Source organism: Paraburkholderia diazotrophica (assembly GCF_900108945.1).
GTDB classification, from domain to species: Bacteria; Pseudomonadota; Gammaproteobacteria; order Burkholderiales; family Burkholderiaceae; genus Paraburkholderia; species Paraburkholderia diazotrophica.
The window spans coordinates 143,998-159,140 of the sequence record NZ_FNYE01000013.1 but is presented as its reverse complement, the minus strand read 5'-3'; the positions used below and the strand labels follow the sequence as shown (position 1 = coordinate 159,140).

Genomic DNA, 15,143 nt, shown 5'->3' with positions numbered 1-15,143 from the left:
CACAATGACCAAAACGAAGCGTCGTATCAGGGCGCCGGATTGAGCAGCGTCTTGTCTGACGCATGCGGGTCTTCGGCCTGCACGACGATGGCCGTGATGTTGTCGCGGCCGCCGCGCGCCAGCGCCATATCGACGAGTTCGCCGGGGGCATGCAGGCAATCGACGGTGGAGAGCGTCTTGTGAATCTCCTCGTCCGTCACTTCGTTGCTCAGGCCGTCGCTGCATAGCAGGAACACGTCGCCGTCCGCGACTTCGATCGCGTCTTCGTCGAGATCGAGATGATCGGTTGCGCCGACCGCGCGCGTAATGATGTTGTGCGCGGGATGATTGCGCGCTTCTTCTTCCGTCAGATAACCGGAGCGGCGCAGCTCTTCCACCTGGCTGTGATCGCGCGTCAGCTGGCGCAACTGCCCTGCACGCAACAGATAGATGCGGCTGTCGCCCGCCCACAGGTAGCCGCAGAAGCGGTCGCATGCGAGCAGCACGACGACGGTGGTGCCGATGCGCGGCACCTGCCGGCGGCTCGCCTCTTCGCGCAACTGGCGGTTCGCGTCTTGCAGGCACGTGCGCGCCTGGGCGATGGACTGCTTGATGCCCGCTACGTCCGGTAGCTGCGCGAGTATTCCGACGACGAGCTGGCTCGCGAGATCGCCGACGGCGTGGCCGCCCATGCCGTCGGCCACGGCCCAAAGGCCGCGTCGCGGCTCATCGAGGCAGGCGTCCTCGTTGATCTCGCGCACGCGGCCGGTGTCGGAGCGTGCCGCCGACGCCCACCGGAATTGACTGATACAGGTCACGGCATCTAAGCCCGGTTCAGGCTTCGTTCGTCAGGAGCGGTAATGACGTTCGAGTTGTTGCCCGTGTTCTGGACGTTGACCGTCTGGAACTGGTTGATCATCTGGTTAGCATAGAAGTTGTTCGTGACGTCGTACAGGTTCACGACGGGGCCGACGCTCGGTGTGTTCTGCACGAACGGCGTGATCCAGCCGAATACCCACGGAGCGCCACCGCCGCCGCTGATCGCGGACATTGCCTTGCGATCGAGTGCGAGGTTGAGGGGCAGGTCGCTGATGTTGATGGATGCCATGACGTGTCTCCCGATGGGCCATCAGTCATGAGGCCGCGAGTCAGAGAATGATGCGTGATGCCGGTTAAAGTGCAAGGCCTATGCCAGTTTGCTTCACGCTCGCGAGCTTTCTTGCCGATCGTTGCTGGGCGCGGCATGACGGCGACGGCCCTCTGATTGCGCGGCATGCGGGCGACTCGTTGCGTTGGCGGCGGCCCGACTAACGGCGGCCGCAAAAGGTGGGGAAGCCAACACCTTGCGCGCGGCTCCGGGCGTCGCGGCTGCACGCAAAGTGATGGTGTCGGCGCAACACTACTGCCCGAATTCCTGTTGGGATCATCCATACACAGCGCGCCTGCAAGTTGCTCTTTCGGAGGAAATCTATCGTTAAATCAATGGCTTGATTCGCCTGGTCCGCTTGATGCAAAAGAGTCGGCAACAGTGTTGGCCTTTTGAATCGGATAGCTGGACCAAAGCCATGAACCGCAACCTCCAACAATCAAGCAGTGAACAAGGCGCAAACCGCGCGGCCGCTTATGCATCGGCGGATGTCGCGTTCGGCGGTTCCGATGACGAACCCGCTCTCGGTGCTCACCTCATCACGCAACGCCGCGGCTATGAACACCACGGCATTTATGCGGGCAACGGCAAGGTCATTCACTACGCTGGTTTCGCCAAGTCGGCGCATCGCGGTCCCGTCGAAGAAGTGCCGCTCGAACAGTTCGCCGATGGTCACGCCGTCGCCGTGCGTCCGCATCCGTTCCCGAAGTTTTCCGGCGAAGAAACCGTGCTGCGCGCCCGTACGCGCCTCGGCGAAAACCGCTATCGCCTGCTGACGAACAACTGCGAGCACTTCTGCGCATGGTGCCTGCTCGGTGAAAGCCGCAGCGAACAGGTTCACGAATGCTTCACACATCCGCGCGCGGGCGTGCATGCGCTGCTGTGCCTCGTGAGCGCTTTCGTCCGCAACCGGATGAAAATCGGCCACGCCGTGGTTAACGCAGTATGAACCCGGCGGTATGAACCCGGCATTTGAAGTTTGAAGCACACAAAGACGCGAAGGAGACCACCATGAGCCCGACCGAAAAGACATTGCACTGGGCCGTCGACAAATGGCTCGCGCCCACGCCCGCGATGCCTGCGCGCGTCGTTCGCTTCTGCCGCACGCAGATGCATCGGCGCTGCGTGTGCGTCGAGGCCGCGCGTCCCGGCGGGCTGCTGTCGATCTTCTTCTTCCGTCACGACGACGGATCGTGGAATGTGTTCCCGCCGGCGCAAGCGCGGCCGGCGATGTCCGCATGGAGGACTGCGTGATGAAAAACGGCGACCCGGCGTGCAACGCACGCGGCCCGCGCATCGAGCGGCTTGCGCTGTGCGGCGCGCAATCTATCCGCCAGGCTGGCAGAAGCGCCGCCCGGGCACGTGCGACATTACGGCCTCGGCGATTTGACGAGGCGTGCTCTCGGCAGGCACGACGCGCCGGCAGGATTCAACGTCGTGCCTGAAGGTCCATTCGACGAGCCGGTACGAGCGTCCCCACGGATGCTGCATCGGCGGCGAAACGGTGCAGCTGCGGATCGTGAGCGTTTGCGCGTTGCCGTGCAGCGCGCGCAGATGTTCGAGCACCGTATCTTCGACCATCGTATATCTCCTGTGTCGGCTGGAGTTAGTGCTTCAGCACTTACTCCAGCCCCATGCAGCGCGGTCGATCGGAGTTGGCGCTTTAGCTGTCGGTTGGAGTTAGTGCTTCAGCACTTACTCCAGCCCCATGCAAAGCACTCAATCCGATCCCATGCAGCGCGGTGGACGGGAGTTCGCGGCTTGAGCACCCACTCCCGTCCCATGCAAAGAGTTGCAACGGAAGGCGTCACCCCCGGGCGGATAAAAAAACGCCGCCGATGCTCAGGCGGCTCAACAGGGGATGTTGAGCCGCATGTTCACAGGAAAGAATTAAACGAGCCTTAAAAGTGGTGGCTCCGCCGTTCGCGGATGCGCAGGCCAGTTGCTAGTGCTGCTCGCCATAACCGTCGGTCAGCGCATGCAGGAAGGCGACGATGTCGCGCATTTCCTGATCGGTCATCGCCGGCTGCTCGCCGAACTTGCGGTCGAACGGCGCATCCTTCACGTCGACGTTCGCGCGATACGCAGGCGGAATGTCGTTGTACTTCTCCGGCTTGCCGTCGGCGCCGCGCGGATAAAAGCGCACGGGATCGGTATTGCGTGCGTTGTAGAACGCCATCACGTCGTCGAGATTGTTGTAGATGCCGTTGTGAAAGAACGCGTGACGCGTCGCCGAATTGCGCAGCGTCGGCGTGAGGAACATCCCGCAGTATTGCGTCTGATCCTTCAGGTCGGTGCGGAAAGGGCCGCAGATGCCCATGTCGAAGAAGTGCGGATCGCGGTTCTGCGTCAGCGCCGTATTGCGCGGCACGCCGAGCGCTTCGTACTGGAAGTCGGTGAACATGGGGGGCAGGCCGTCGCGGCCCGGTTTCGACAGATGGCAGCCCGCGCAGTTGGCCTTGTCGGGATCGTTGAAAAGGTGCAGTCCGCGCAGTTCGGCTTGCGACAGACGCGCCTTGCCTTCGAGCCAGTAGTCGTACTTGCTGGTGTACGGATGGAACGACGGGTCCTCGATCTGATAGCGCGCGACGGCGAACATCGCCTCCGCGACGGCGAGCCGTTGGTCCTTGAAGATGTTGGGGCCGAACAGCTGCATCATCGTCTTCGCGTAGCGCGCGTTCTGTAGCTTGTGGAGCACTTCGGCGTCGTCCTTGTTCGCCATCTCGACGGGATTGAGCATCGGGCCGGACGCCTGCTGTTGCAGCGTATCGACACGCCCGTCCCAGAAGAGCCCGCCCTGCGGCACCATTTCCGCCGCCGCGGGCGCCGCGCCCGCCGTCTTTTGCGCGCGTTGCGTGCCCGCTGCCTGGCTTGCGAGCTGCGCGAGGTTGGCGGGGTTGTCGTCGTTTTCCGCGCTGTCGGGGCCGATGCTGAAATTCGGCTGACGGTACAGGTACATCAGCGAAGGCGGCGGCCGGTAGCCTTGCAGTGTCATGTGCTCGCCGCCCATCTGCACGGCGAGATCGTTGGGCGGGCCATACGCGTGCGCGGGACTATGGCACGTCGCGCACGACTGCTTGCCGGACGCCGACAGCGACGTGTCGAAGAAGATCTCCTTGCCGAGCATTGCGACAGCGGAGAGCGGCGCGACGGACGGGCGCTGCAATGCGACGGGATGTGCATTGGCGCCCGTCATGTCCTCGACGATTTCGCCGATGGCGTCGGGCATGTACTGCGGATACGCGATGGCGAATCCGCACGCGCCGAGCGCCACGACGACGACGGCCGCGGCACACAGCGCGAGCGCGCGGCGCCGCGAGCCGTACGGCGAACCGCTCGGGGCGTTGTTGGGCGCGAGAGGCGCGGGATTCGCTGACGGCGTAGAGAGCTCGGTCATATTCGATCGCGATGCAATGACTGATTCGGGACAGACGCGCCGCACAGGCCGCGCCTCGAAAACGAAAGCGTCGCGTTGCGCCGGTTTCCCGGCTGCAACACGGCCATGCTGCTAGACGCCTGACGCGCTCGATGCGTGCCTCAGATGACGGGCACCGGGCTGACGGGCGCGCCTTGCGTCTGGTCGAGCAACAGCGTCGGGTTCTTGCCGCCGTTCGAGAAGTCGAACATCGAGTTCAGCGCGGTCGAGTTGTTGTGATCGCTGCCGCATGCGACGAGCGACAGTGCCAACCCCGCGCAGGGAACGGCTATCGATGCCCGGCGAAACATAATGACGTAGCTCCCGGGAATGAACTGTTGATGTGTTTCAGGCCGCTCGTATCGTGAGCGCGCCGATCAGACGCGTGACGATCGGCATGGCGATGCGGGCCGCGTGTCGACTATGCCGACGCGACCAGATTGAATCAAACAGGTGTGAACTTATGGAGTCGTGTAACTTTCGTCGCTGTCATCGTCGGACAGCTTTGTGAAAGGCGTCGATTGTCAAATCGTCAATGCATGTCCGCGCAACGTCGGCGCGGATGGAGTTTGTCTTGCATCGTACTTACGGAAGGAAGCGGAGCGTCATCGCGCCGGCGGCGCGGGCGATGACGACGTGGCGTCAGCAGACGGCACAATGTCGAGCGATTCGACGCGCACGGCGGGCAGTTGCACGTGTTGCGTATCGGCGTTATCGACGCGTGTGATCGTGCCGTGAACCTTCACCTGCTGGTTCTGCAACGAGAGCGCCCGTTCGCGCGTGATGCCTTCGAGTTCGAACACGCCGCGCGCATCGTAGACGACGGGATAGATAAACGGCTCGTTGCCGCGCAGCGCGAGCCGTCCCGAAAGATCGACGGCGTCGCCCTGTTGCATCGTCGGTTGCATCGTCGCGGCGCAGGCGGTTTGCATCAGCACCATTGCGGCGAGCATCGCAGTGCGTCTGAGCATCGTGGGCATCGTGGGGACCGTTATCGCTGGCAGTCCATTCGAGCGATTAAAGCACGCATGCACGATGCCGTCGCGAGTCGTTGTGCGTTGTCGTGCGTATCAGTCGATTACAACGGACAGCGTCGTGCCCGCCGGCACATGCACCGTTTCGCTGTACGTGCCGCTCACATGCGGACGCACGACGGGGAATGCGCCGAGCACGGCGAGCGAGGCGGGAACCGTCGTGGGCAGAGCGCGCGCCACGCCGTTCGACAGCGAAGCGGGGTCGATCGCGGGCAGCGTGAAACCTCCTTCGCTGCGAGCCGGGAACGTGAAGCCGCGCACATTCGACGACAACGGAATCAGCCCGCTCGCCGCATCTGCAAAATCGCGCAATTCGGAGGCCACCGTTGCGCCAGCCTCCGCGTTGCCGATCACGTCGTCGAGGATATCGAGCGAAACGGTGTGGTTCTTGTTGTTCAGCAGCGACTGATAGAACGTCAAACCGAACTGACGGTTCAGATAGCCGCCGAACGAGCCGTTCACCGCATAGCTTTCGCAATCCGCGCCATAGGGTGTCCACGTCGTGAGGCCACAGTTGTAGCTGCCGTGGCCCGCATACGTCATGTACGTGATGAAGCGCATGTCGCGGATCGCGTTGTAGCCGGGCACGATCGTGCCGCTCGCCCAGTCCTCCATCATCATCGCCGTCATTTCTTCGAGCCACGGCTCGAATGCATATTGCGCGCCCATCAGCACCGCACGCCGATAGAAGTTCTGCATGTGCATGCTCTCGTGCGCCATCGTCGTCAGCATCTGGTCCATGCCGAACGTGCCGCCGAGATAGAGCGTCTCCGAGTCCAGATACAGCGAGATCGATTCGTTGCTGTACGCGAGCTGGCCCGCTCCGTTCCTGAAGTCGTTGAGCGCCCAGAAGTAGCCGATCAGTCCGTATGGAAGATTGTTGTGGTCGAAGTTCATCACGACGAGATCGATGGGCTGATGCGTGCCGTCGATCAGGCTCGTCTGGTCATTGGGACCATACAGCGGGCCGCCGATGCGCGTCAGCATGTCGTAGATGCCGCCCGGCTGCGCATACTTCATGATCAGCGTGTCGATGATTTGCGGCGAAATCTTCGCCGCACCCAGCTCGGCCGATTCGACCCACAGATTGACCGTAGTGCCGTTGGACGTGCTCATCGTCTGCGCGAGTGTCGTCGTGCGCGGCGAGTAATCGGCGTAATAGAACGTACGCGTATCGCCGACGTTGTATGTCGTCGTCGATGTGCCCGTGCCGTTCGTCGAATAGAGCGCGGTCGGCGCGACCTGTTTCGTCGCGAGCGTGGCCCAGCCCTGATAGTTGAAGTCGCGGATAGCGGCCAGCGTCGGATTTTCGCCGCTCGTGGTCGTTGCCGTTGCGGTTGCCGTGGCAGCCGCCAGCGACTGCGCGCGCATGACCGACGCGGACATGTTCGCGCTCGACGCATTCAACGCGATGGTCGGCATCCGCTGCGCGCTCGCGCCTTCGTTCGTGAAGACGAGCGTCACGTTCTGCCCCGATAGTCCCTTGATGCTGACGGGCACGTCGATCGCCGATGCATTCGTGTTGATCGCCTGCCAGACGGCCGTGCCGCTGCCCGTGTAAGTCGAATCGTCGGCTGCGGAGCACGACGAGCACGCGGCATGCAGCACGATAGCGTTGCCGGCGGGCGCTGACGTGCCCGTCGTGGTGGGCGCGCCCTTGGCCGTGTTCGACGCGGGCGCGCTGTCGCCGCCTCCGCCGCCGCAGCCGCCGAGCGTCGCGGCAAGCGGCAGCGCAATCGGCAGCGCGATCGGCAACGCAAAAATCGCGACGCGTGCCGCTATCGGTTTCGAGCGCTGGCTGCCCATCGCAGGTGTCCTTTCGGTGTCGCCGGCGATGGGGCAGGACATCGGTGACCGTGCCGGCGTGTCGGACCGCGATGCGCGTCAAGCGGCCTCACGGGCGTCGGCGCACGAAGCGGACTGATGACGGGGAGCGCTGAAGCAAGGGAATGAAGCGTTGTTGGCCTCTGCTGGAATATCGGCGGCGCGGGAGGCAACTTTAGGCGCCGACGCCGTTTGAAAGCGGTGCGATTGCGAGAAGCCGCGCCTGGAAGAGCAGCGCGCGTTGACGATTCTTTACGCGTCGCTGTGCGGTCGCATCGGACAATGTGCAACTCGCATCCGTCCATGCCGCGCGCACCACGTCGTGCGCACAGGTCAACGCTTCGTTCAGCGCATATGCAGCCGATCTTCGATCCGTTTCTGACTTTTCTTCGCCAGGCCGCCGCCGCGCAGTCGAGCGGCGATGCGCGTGCGCGTTCGCTGTGGCTTGAAGCGGCCGCACATCTTCATCCGACGGATCGCGCTTCGATCGACAGGATGATGGTCGATCTGCTTCAACAACAGCAGATCGCGCAAGCCATATCGCTCGTCGAAACGATCGCGCAACTCGAACCGCACGACGCGGCGGCAAGCGTGCGCCTGGGCTACGCGCTGCAAAGCGCGAACCGGCATCGCGATGCGCTTGCGCCGTATCGCCATGCGCTCGCGATCGATCCGGCGTCACCACGGTTGCGCACGAATCTCGCGATCGCGCTCAACCGCACGGGCGGCGATCCCGAAGAGGAGCGGCAGTTGCTCGAAGCGGCCGTCGCCGCGGACCCCGCGGATTTCAGCGCGTGGATCAATCTGATGGGCGCGCGGCGCGCGTGCTTCGATGTCGAAGGATCGCTCGCTGCCGCGATGAGGGCGGTCGAACTCGATCCGCGCAGCGCGCTTGCACACGGCAATCTCGCGCAGGCGCTGAAGGAGTCGCAGCACTGGGACGACGCGCTCGCTCACGCGAAGCAGGCCTGCGAGCTTGCGCCCGGCAACGCGTCGCTGCACGAATGGCGCAGCTTCGACGACACGGCGGCCTGCATAAGCGAACTCGATCTGGTGATCAGCGTATGCACGTCGACGGCGCATCTCGCGGGCGCGCTCGGTCGGCGCACGTGGGTGCTGCTCGACGTCAACCCGTACTGGACGTGGATGACGGACGGGCGCGACAGTCCGTGGTATCCGACGGCCACGCTCTACCGGCAGCGGCAGTTCGCGCAATGGCAGCCGGTGATGGATGAAGTCGCAAGCGATTTGCGAGCGCTTGTACGAAGGCGCGCGTGACGAGACAACGCGCGTGCCGACAGTGCGGCATGGCAAGCGTCACACGTCGGGCGCATGCGTGGCCTCCGATGCAGGCACCGTCACAGGCGCATCGGGAGGCACGCCGAGCAATTGCAACGCGCCGCCCGTCACCGCGCTGAACACCGGCCCCGCGACCGTGCCGCCGTAGAACGCGCGGCCCGCCGGATCATCGATCATCACGGCGACGATCACACGCGGATCGCTCATCGGCGCCATGCCGACGAAGAGCGACCGGTAGCGGTTCTTCGCATACGTCGCGCCGACCTGCTTGCGCGCCGTCCCCGTCTTGCCGCCGACGCGATAGCCGTCCACATTCGCCGCGCGCCCCGTGCCGCCCGCGCCCGTCGCCATTTCGAGCATCGAGCGGATTGCCGCAGCCGTCGCGGGCGTCGTGACGCGCTGGCCATCGCCTCGTGCGGCGGAACGCGCCGGATCGCTGATGAGGCTGACCGGGTGCAGCGTACCGTCGCCCGCATACGCGGTGTACACCTGCGCGATCTGCAACAGCGACGTCGACAGGCCGTAGCCATACGCCATCGTCGCCTGCTCGATCGGGCGCCAGCGCGCGAACGGTCGCACGCGGCCCGCCGCGACGCCCGGAAACGTCAGTTGCGGCGCGCGCCCGAGTCCGTACTCCTGATACTTGTCCCAGATGGTCTCGGCGGGCAGGTTCAGCGCGAGCTTCGCGAGCGCGATGTTGCTCGACTTCTGCAACGCCTCGGCGATCGTCATGCGTCCATGATTCGACGTGTCGTGAACCACGTTCGGGCCGATTTTGTACCAGCCCGGTGCCGTATCGATCATCGAATCGGGCCGCACGAGGCCGCGATCGAGCGACAGCGCGACCACCAGCGGCTTGATCGTCGAGCCCGGCTCGAACGTATCGACGACGGCGCGGTTGCGCAGCTGATGCCCCGTGAGCCGCGCGCGGTCGTTCGGATCGAAGCTCGGGTAATTGGCGAGCGCGAGAATCTCGCCGTTGCGCGAGTCCAGCACGACGACGCTGCCCGCCTGCGCGCTGTGCTTCGCGATGGCCGTCTTGAGCTGCGCATACGCAAGCTGCTGGATGCGGCGGTCGATGGTCAGATGCACGGTCGCGCCGTTTTGCGCGGGCGTGAGCGGCCGCGTATCGGAGACCACGCGCCCGAGACGATCGCGAATCACTTCGCGCTCGCCCGGCTCGCCGGTGAGCATCTCGTTCGCCGAGAGCTCGATGCCTTCCTGCCCGTTGTCCTCGATATCGGTGAAGCCGACCACGTGCGCGGCCGCTTCGCCTTCCGGATAGAAGCGCTTCGAATCGGCGATGCGCGTGATGCCTGCGAGGTCGAGCTTGTCGATATGCGCGGCCGTCTGCGCATCGACCTGGCGCTTGAGCAGCACGAAGCTCTTGTCGCCGGATACGCGGCGCGTGAGTTCCGCGCGCGGCATGTCGAGCAGCTTCGCGAGCGGCGCATGAGCGGCATCGTCGAGCAGTTTCGGCGACGCCCAGATTTCATACGTCGCGAGACTGACGGCGAGCATCGCGCCATGCCGGTCGACGATGCGCCCACGCGTCGCATCGAGTTCGATGGTCCGCTGATAGCGCTTTTGCCCCTGCTCGACGTAGAAGTCCCGATTGACGACCTGCACCCACAGCGCGCGGCCGATCAGCGACGCGAACGCCGCGAACACGAGGATCACGATCAGCTTCGAACGCCACATCGGCAGCCGCGCGACGAGGACGGGATTCTTCGCGACGGGCGCGTACGGGTCGTGGTTTTGCTTGCGTGTCATGAGGGCGAAGCCGGCCGTTCCGATGACCGGTCCACAGTGAACGTGGAACGGATTGTAATAAGAACGTAATCTCGGCGCGAGTTTCGCGCAAGGAATCGCGATGGAAGAGGGCCGCTTCGGAGCCGTGCGCTCCGTGCGGCCGCGCTCACATCGGGCGGAATGCGGGCAATGTGGAATTGAAAAATCGGACGGATCGCCCGTTCAACTTATGCGTCGTCTCCGACGCGGCGTGTTGAAGAGGCGCTCGCGATGAGCGCCTTCTTTTTGTCGACTGCCTTTTTGCAGGCTGCGTTTTATTGACTGGCCCTGGCTTGACCGGCCCTGGCCGCGTCGAGCGCCGCGCACAGGGCAAACGCCGTTAGCACACTCACGCGGGCAGCGAGAAACTCGAAATCGCCTCGCGCAGCACGCCGACCTGGTCCTTCAGCGAATGCGCGGCTGCGGCCGCCTGCTCGACGAGCGCCGCATTCTGCTGCGTGACCTGATCCATTTCGCCGACGGCGCGATTCACCTGCTCGATGCCCGCGCTCTGCTCGCGCGACGCATGGCTGATTTCTTCGAGGATCTCGTTCACGCGGCGCACCGATGTGACGATCTCCGTCATCGTCGAACCGGCGTTCGCGACGAGGGACGCGCCTTCGTCGACGCTGCCCGTCGACGTTTCGATCAGCGCCTTGATCTCCTTCGCGGCCGTCGCCGAGCGTTGCGCGAGGCTGCGCACTTCCGCCGCGACGACGGCAAAGCCGCGGCCCTGTTCGCCGGCGCGCGCCGCTTCGACGGCAGCGTTCAGCGCAAGAATGTTGGTCTGGAACGCGATGCCGTCGATCACGCCGATGATGTCGCCGATCTGCCGCGAACTGTTCGTGATGTCGCCCATCGTGCGAACGACGTCATCGACGACGCGGCTGCCGCGTGTCGCGACGTCGGCGGCCTGGCTTGCGAGGTGAGCGGCCGTGGCGGCGCTGTCGGCGTTCTGCTTCACGTTCGACGTCATCTCGTCCATGCTGGATGCCGTCTGCACGAGGGCGGCCGCCTGCTGTTCCGTGCGCTGCGACAGATCGGTGTTACCCGCCGCTATTTCGCTTGCGCCGACGTTGATGTTCTCGGTGCCGGCGCGCACGCGCGAGACGGTATCGACGAGACCTTTTTGCATCGTGCGCAGCGCGTGCAGCAGGCTCGCGCCGTCGTGATGCGCGACGGGGACGGGCGTCGCGAGATCGCCGCGCGCCATGCGCTGCGCCGCTTCGACGGCCACTTCGAGATCGCCGCCGAGCGTCTGCTTCACGCTGCGCAGCACGAGCACCATCGCGACGGTCGCGAGCGCGCCGAGCGCGAACGTGATCGCGAGCCAGCGCACGAGATCCGCGTAGAACGCGCTCTGCACGTCGTCCATGTACATCCCCGTGACGATCACCCAGTCCCACGGCGCGAAGCGCATCGCGTAGCTCGTCTTGGCGACGGGCGCGTCGCTGCCGGGCTTCGACCACAGATAGTCGACGAAGCCGCCCTTGCCCTGGTTCGCCGCCTTCACGATATCGACGAAAAGGTGATTCCCCGCCGGGTCCGCGAAATCCGCCAGGTTCTTGCCGACGAGAGCCGGTTTGAACGGATGCATCAGCATGACGGGCTGCGAGTCGTTGATGGAGAAATAGCCGTCGGTGCCGTAACGCAGCGCGGAGACCGCGTCGAGCGCCTGCTTCTTCGCGTCGGCTTCGGGCATCGCGTGCTGCTGCGACAGCGTGTAGTAGTGGTTGACGATCGCGTTCGCTTCTTCGACGAGCGTGGTCAACTGGTCGCGGCGGTCGGAAATCATCGACGAGCGGTTCTGCCACGCGCCGAACGCGCCAATGAGGATCAGGCCGATCCAGAGGATCGCAATCATCGAGGCGAGTTTCTTGTTGAGAGTCATGATGAAGTCAGGATGGTCGGTTTGCTGCGGCTGGGGTCGAGGCTTGCGTGTTGTGGCTGATCGTTGCTGCTTCTTGCTGCTTATTGCCGGTGTCGCTGATATTGGCGGTTGCTGACGCAGCGGGTTTTCGTGGCGGCTGATAACAGCTGCCCGATGGGTATAACGGCGCGCCACGGGCAAGACCTGACGCGGGGAAACCCGTAATTGAGGCCGTTCTATTCATATGATGTTTATCGTCGCGAGCCGCCTTTCATGCGTTCGTCGGACGGCCGCCGGGGAACTGTGATCACTGCTCGACTTCAGTCGAGCCGTCACGGGCGGCCTCTGATGCGAGGGGAGTCGAAGGAATCAAAGCCCAGGAATGAATCGCGCATTTGTACTGCGCGAATCGCCTGTATGATGGCGGGCTCGCGCCGTGCGGATCGCGATGCGGCGCGACTCCATCCATTCGCGACGACAACAGGAAGACCGCCATGACGGCCGCAACGCAATTCGATCAGGTTTCCGTTATCAAACGGGCCAACGTCTACTTCGACGGCAAGTGCGTGTCGCACACCGTTCTCTTTGCCGACGGCAGCCGCAAGACGCTCGGCGTGATCCTGCCCGGCACGCTCAACTTCGGCACCGATGCGCCGGAGTTCATGGAAGTGCAGGCGGGCCAATGTCGCATCCGCCTCGAAGGCAGCGACGAGTGGAAGACCTATCGCGCAGGCGAGTCGTTCTCAGTGCCCGGCAAGAGCCGCTTCGATATCGACGTGATCGAAACGCTCGACTACGTGTGCAGCTATCTGTAAAGACGCGCGCACGCGTGTCGCTCGCGTCGCTCGCGTTCATGACGGACGCAACGGCGTATTGAAGAACCCTTTGATCGCGTCGGTGAATGCCATGCGGTTGTGCCGCGCGCGTTCGAGCAAACCGACGTGACGAAGTACTTCGACGCCATTCAAAGGCATCACCTGCAGCTTCTGGTCATTGGCCCACGCGACGTTGGCGAGCTTCGGCACGATTGAAATGCCGAAGCCCTGCCGAACCAGCTCGATGATGGCTTCGACGGAGTTCAGTTCCATCGCCTCGTTGACGAGCGTATCGCACTGATTCAATACGTCCTGCACGAGATGTCCCGTCCACGTGCTTCTGTCGAAGCGCATGAACGGCGCTTCACGCAATATGTCGTTCTGGTTGCGCGGCAAATCGAAGTGCGGGTTTCTCGGGACGATCAGAATCATCGGCTCCGAATACAACGGCGTCCATAGAAGATTGGAAGCAAGCGCGCGGGGTGATTGCGTGACGACCGCTGCATCCAGTTCGCCCGTTTCCACTTTTCGCGCGAAGTCGCTCGACATGCCCGCAAACAGGTGCACATCGAGCCGGGGATAGCGTTGACGGATCGACCATAGCGCATCGGCAAACGAACCCATCAATGCCGATACGAGCGCGCCCATCGTCACCGTGCCCGACATTTCGCCGCCACCCACTGCGGATTCGAGTAGTTCATAGCGGCGCACGATCTCCTGCACATCGGGAATCAGCGCACGGCCGACGGAATTGAGCACGGCCGCGCGTGCGCTTCGATCGAAGAGTTGCACCTTGAGCTCGTCTTCGAGCGCGCGAACCTGAAGGCCGATCGCGGCGGGCGTGAGGCCGACCTCGGAACCCGCCGCCGCGAATGTGCCGCAACGGGCGACTGTGAGGAAGATTTTCAGGGTTCTGATCGAAGGCATGACGATATGTCAGGCCGCGCGTCGACGCGGTAGTGCGATCAATTGGATTGAACGCATGATACAAAAGCGAAAGTTTTCCTTGTGCTAAGGAAAACCATTATTGGATTTTTCTTTATCAACATCGCTTTCATAATGACTCGTGGAAAGGAACCCCGATGGAACCCGATACCACGAGGCAATGCACCGATGCTTGATCATGCGTATCTTGCTCTGTCCACGATCGGAATCGACATTGCTTCGATAGCCGTGTCGGGTGTGATCGTCGCGCTTGCGTATCTCGTGTACGGCATGACGGGGTTCGGTTCGTCGATCGTCGCGATTCCGATGCTGACCCAGCTCATTCCATTGAAGACGGCCACGCCCATCATGCTGATACTGGATCTGATGGCGGGACTGCTCGTCGGCATACGCAATCTGAAAGACGTGCAGATCGGCGAGCTTCGCAAGATAGGTCCGTGGCTTTGCATCGGGCTCGTGCTCGGCGTGACCGTACTCGTCTCCGCGCCGGAAAAGCCGCTCGAACTCATACTGGGTGTCTGCCTGCTCGTGTATTCGACATGGCGAATCATGTCGAGCGGTGAATTTCGCGCGCTGGGCGCAGGCTGGGCGCTGCCTTTGGGGCTCGGCGGCGGATGCCTGACAGCCGTATTCGGCACGGGCGGACCCGTCTATACGATTTATCTCGCGGGGCGGCTGCGTGACGCCGACCAGCGACGCGCAACCGTCAGCACGCTGATCACCGCGACTGCTGTTGCGCGGCTTTTTCTATTCAGTGCCTCCGGCTTGTACAAGAACCCGGTAGTGTTGCCGCTGGCAGGATGGCTCCTGCCTTGCGGCGCACTCGGTCTCGCAGCGGGCGCGTTATTGCGCAGCAGAGTGCCCGCCGCCAGAGTGTCGACGCTTCTTTGGGCCGTGCTGATTCTGGCAGGCGCCAATCTCATCGTCCGCTCTTCAATCGGAATGCTGGCGTGATCTCGCTATTGGGCGGGCATGCCGCGTCGTTCCTTCTTGAAGTTTCCTGCAAGACACCTCGCTCATAAGC

General features: G+C 63.5%; 15 protein-coding genes. 5 read left to right on the top strand and 10 right to left on the bottom strand.

The features are described 5' to 3' along the window. Positions 1–26: 26 nt before the first annotated feature. Positions 27–797 (bottom strand): PP2C family protein-serine/threonine phosphatase, encoded by a 771-nt coding sequence (locus BMW76_RS18480; RefSeq protein WP_090867570.1) that lies wholly within the window; start codon positions 795–797, stop codon positions 27–29. A gap of 5 nt (positions 798–802) precedes the next feature. Further along, the gene (locus tag BMW76_RS18475) at positions 803–1,087 is read right to left on the bottom strand and encodes a hypothetical protein (RefSeq protein ID WP_087739001.1); all 285 of its coding nucleotides are present in this window, start codon (positions 1,085–1,087) and stop codon (positions 803–805) included. A 457-nt stretch (positions 1,088–1,544) separates the two neighbouring features. Here BMW76_RS18475 and BMW76_RS18470 point away from each other — a divergent pair, with 457 nt between their 5' ends. Both BMW76_RS18470 and BMW76_RS18465 read left to right on the top strand, forming a co-directional pair. Further along, a complete protein-coding gene (locus BMW76_RS18470; RefSeq protein ID WP_090867568.1) occupies positions 1,545–2,075 on the top strand; it encodes a lecithin retinol acyltransferase family protein in 531 nt (176 codons plus the stop codon). A 62-nt stretch (positions 2,076–2,137) separates the two neighbouring features. Continuing rightward, positions 2,138–2,380, top strand: coding sequence for a hypothetical protein (locus BMW76_RS18465; protein ID WP_090867566.1), 243 nt, complete (start codon positions 2,138–2,140; stop codon positions 2,378–2,380). 72 nt (positions 2,381–2,452) lie between these two features. Here the strand turns inward: BMW76_RS18465 and BMW76_RS18460 are convergent, their stop codons facing one another. From BMW76_RS18460 to BMW76_RS18445, 5 genes are all read right to left on the bottom strand, one after another. Further along, positions 2,453–2,707, bottom strand: coding sequence for a DUF2866 domain-containing protein (locus BMW76_RS18460; RefSeq protein ID WP_090867564.1), 255 nt, complete (start codon positions 2,705–2,707; stop codon positions 2,453–2,455). 364 nt (positions 2,708–3,071) lie between these two features. Further along, a complete protein-coding gene (locus tag BMW76_RS18455; protein WP_090867562.1) occupies positions 3,072–4,523 on the bottom strand; it encodes a cytochrome-c peroxidase in 1,452 nt (483 codons plus the stop codon). 140 nt (positions 4,524–4,663) lie between these two features. Continuing rightward, complete coding sequence (locus BMW76_RS41190; RefSeq protein ID WP_177200424.1) at positions 4,664–4,813, bottom strand: hypothetical protein; 150 nt, start codon at positions 4,811–4,813, stop codon at positions 4,664–4,666. A gap of 333 nt (positions 4,814–5,146) precedes the next feature. Then, the gene (locus tag BMW76_RS18450) at positions 5,147–5,512 is read right to left on the bottom strand and encodes a hypothetical protein (RefSeq protein ID WP_143062280.1); all 366 of its coding nucleotides are present in this window, start codon (positions 5,510–5,512) and stop codon (positions 5,147–5,149) included. Between the two features lie 99 nt (positions 5,513–5,611). Further along, positions 5,612–7,381: a M30 family zinc metallopeptidase gene (locus BMW76_RS18445; RefSeq protein WP_090867558.1), complete on the bottom strand. Its 1,770-nt coding sequence runs from the start codon at positions 7,379–7,381 to the stop codon at positions 5,612–5,614. Between the two features lie 372 nt (positions 7,382–7,753). Between BMW76_RS18445 and BMW76_RS18440 the strand changes: the two genes are divergently transcribed. Continuing rightward, on the top strand, positions 7,754–8,677 hold the full coding sequence (locus tag BMW76_RS18440) for a tetratricopeptide repeat protein (protein ID WP_090867556.1): 924 nt from the start codon (positions 7,754–7,756) through the stop codon (positions 8,675–8,677). A gap of 39 nt (positions 8,678–8,716) precedes the next feature. On the opposite strand, the gene BMW76_RS18435 is transcribed toward BMW76_RS18440, so the two are convergent. Then, positions 8,717–10,471, bottom strand: coding sequence for a peptidoglycan D,D-transpeptidase FtsI family protein (locus BMW76_RS18435; protein ID WP_090867554.1), 1,755 nt, complete (start codon positions 10,469–10,471; stop codon positions 8,717–8,719). Between the two features lie 367 nt (positions 10,472–10,838). Then, the gene (locus tag BMW76_RS18430) at positions 10,839–12,380 is read right to left on the bottom strand and encodes a methyl-accepting chemotaxis protein (protein WP_090867552.1); all 1,542 of its coding nucleotides are present in this window, start codon (positions 12,378–12,380) and stop codon (positions 10,839–10,841) included. Between the two features lie 473 nt (positions 12,381–12,853). On the opposite strand from BMW76_RS18430, the gene ppnP reads away from it, so the two are divergent. Further along, positions 12,854–13,174 carry a pyrimidine/purine nucleoside phosphorylase gene (ppnP, locus tag BMW76_RS18425; protein ID WP_090867550.1) on the top strand — a complete coding sequence of 107 codons (321 nt, stop codon included), beginning with the start codon at positions 12,854–12,856 and terminating at the stop codon, positions 13,172–13,174. A 36-nt stretch (positions 13,175–13,210) separates the two neighbouring features. On the opposite strand, the gene BMW76_RS18420 is transcribed toward ppnP, so the two are convergent. Next, the gene (locus BMW76_RS18420) at positions 13,211–14,101 is read right to left on the bottom strand and encodes a LysR family transcriptional regulator (protein ID WP_090867548.1); all 891 of its coding nucleotides are present in this window, start codon (positions 14,099–14,101) and stop codon (positions 13,211–13,213) included. Positions 14,102–14,287: 186 nt separating this feature from the next. On the opposite strand from BMW76_RS18420, the gene BMW76_RS18415 reads away from it, so the two are divergent. After that, a complete protein-coding gene (locus BMW76_RS18415; RefSeq protein ID WP_177200423.1) occupies positions 14,288–15,073 on the top strand; it encodes a sulfite exporter TauE/SafE family protein in 786 nt (261 codons plus the stop codon). Positions 15,074–15,143 lie beyond the last annotated feature (70 nt).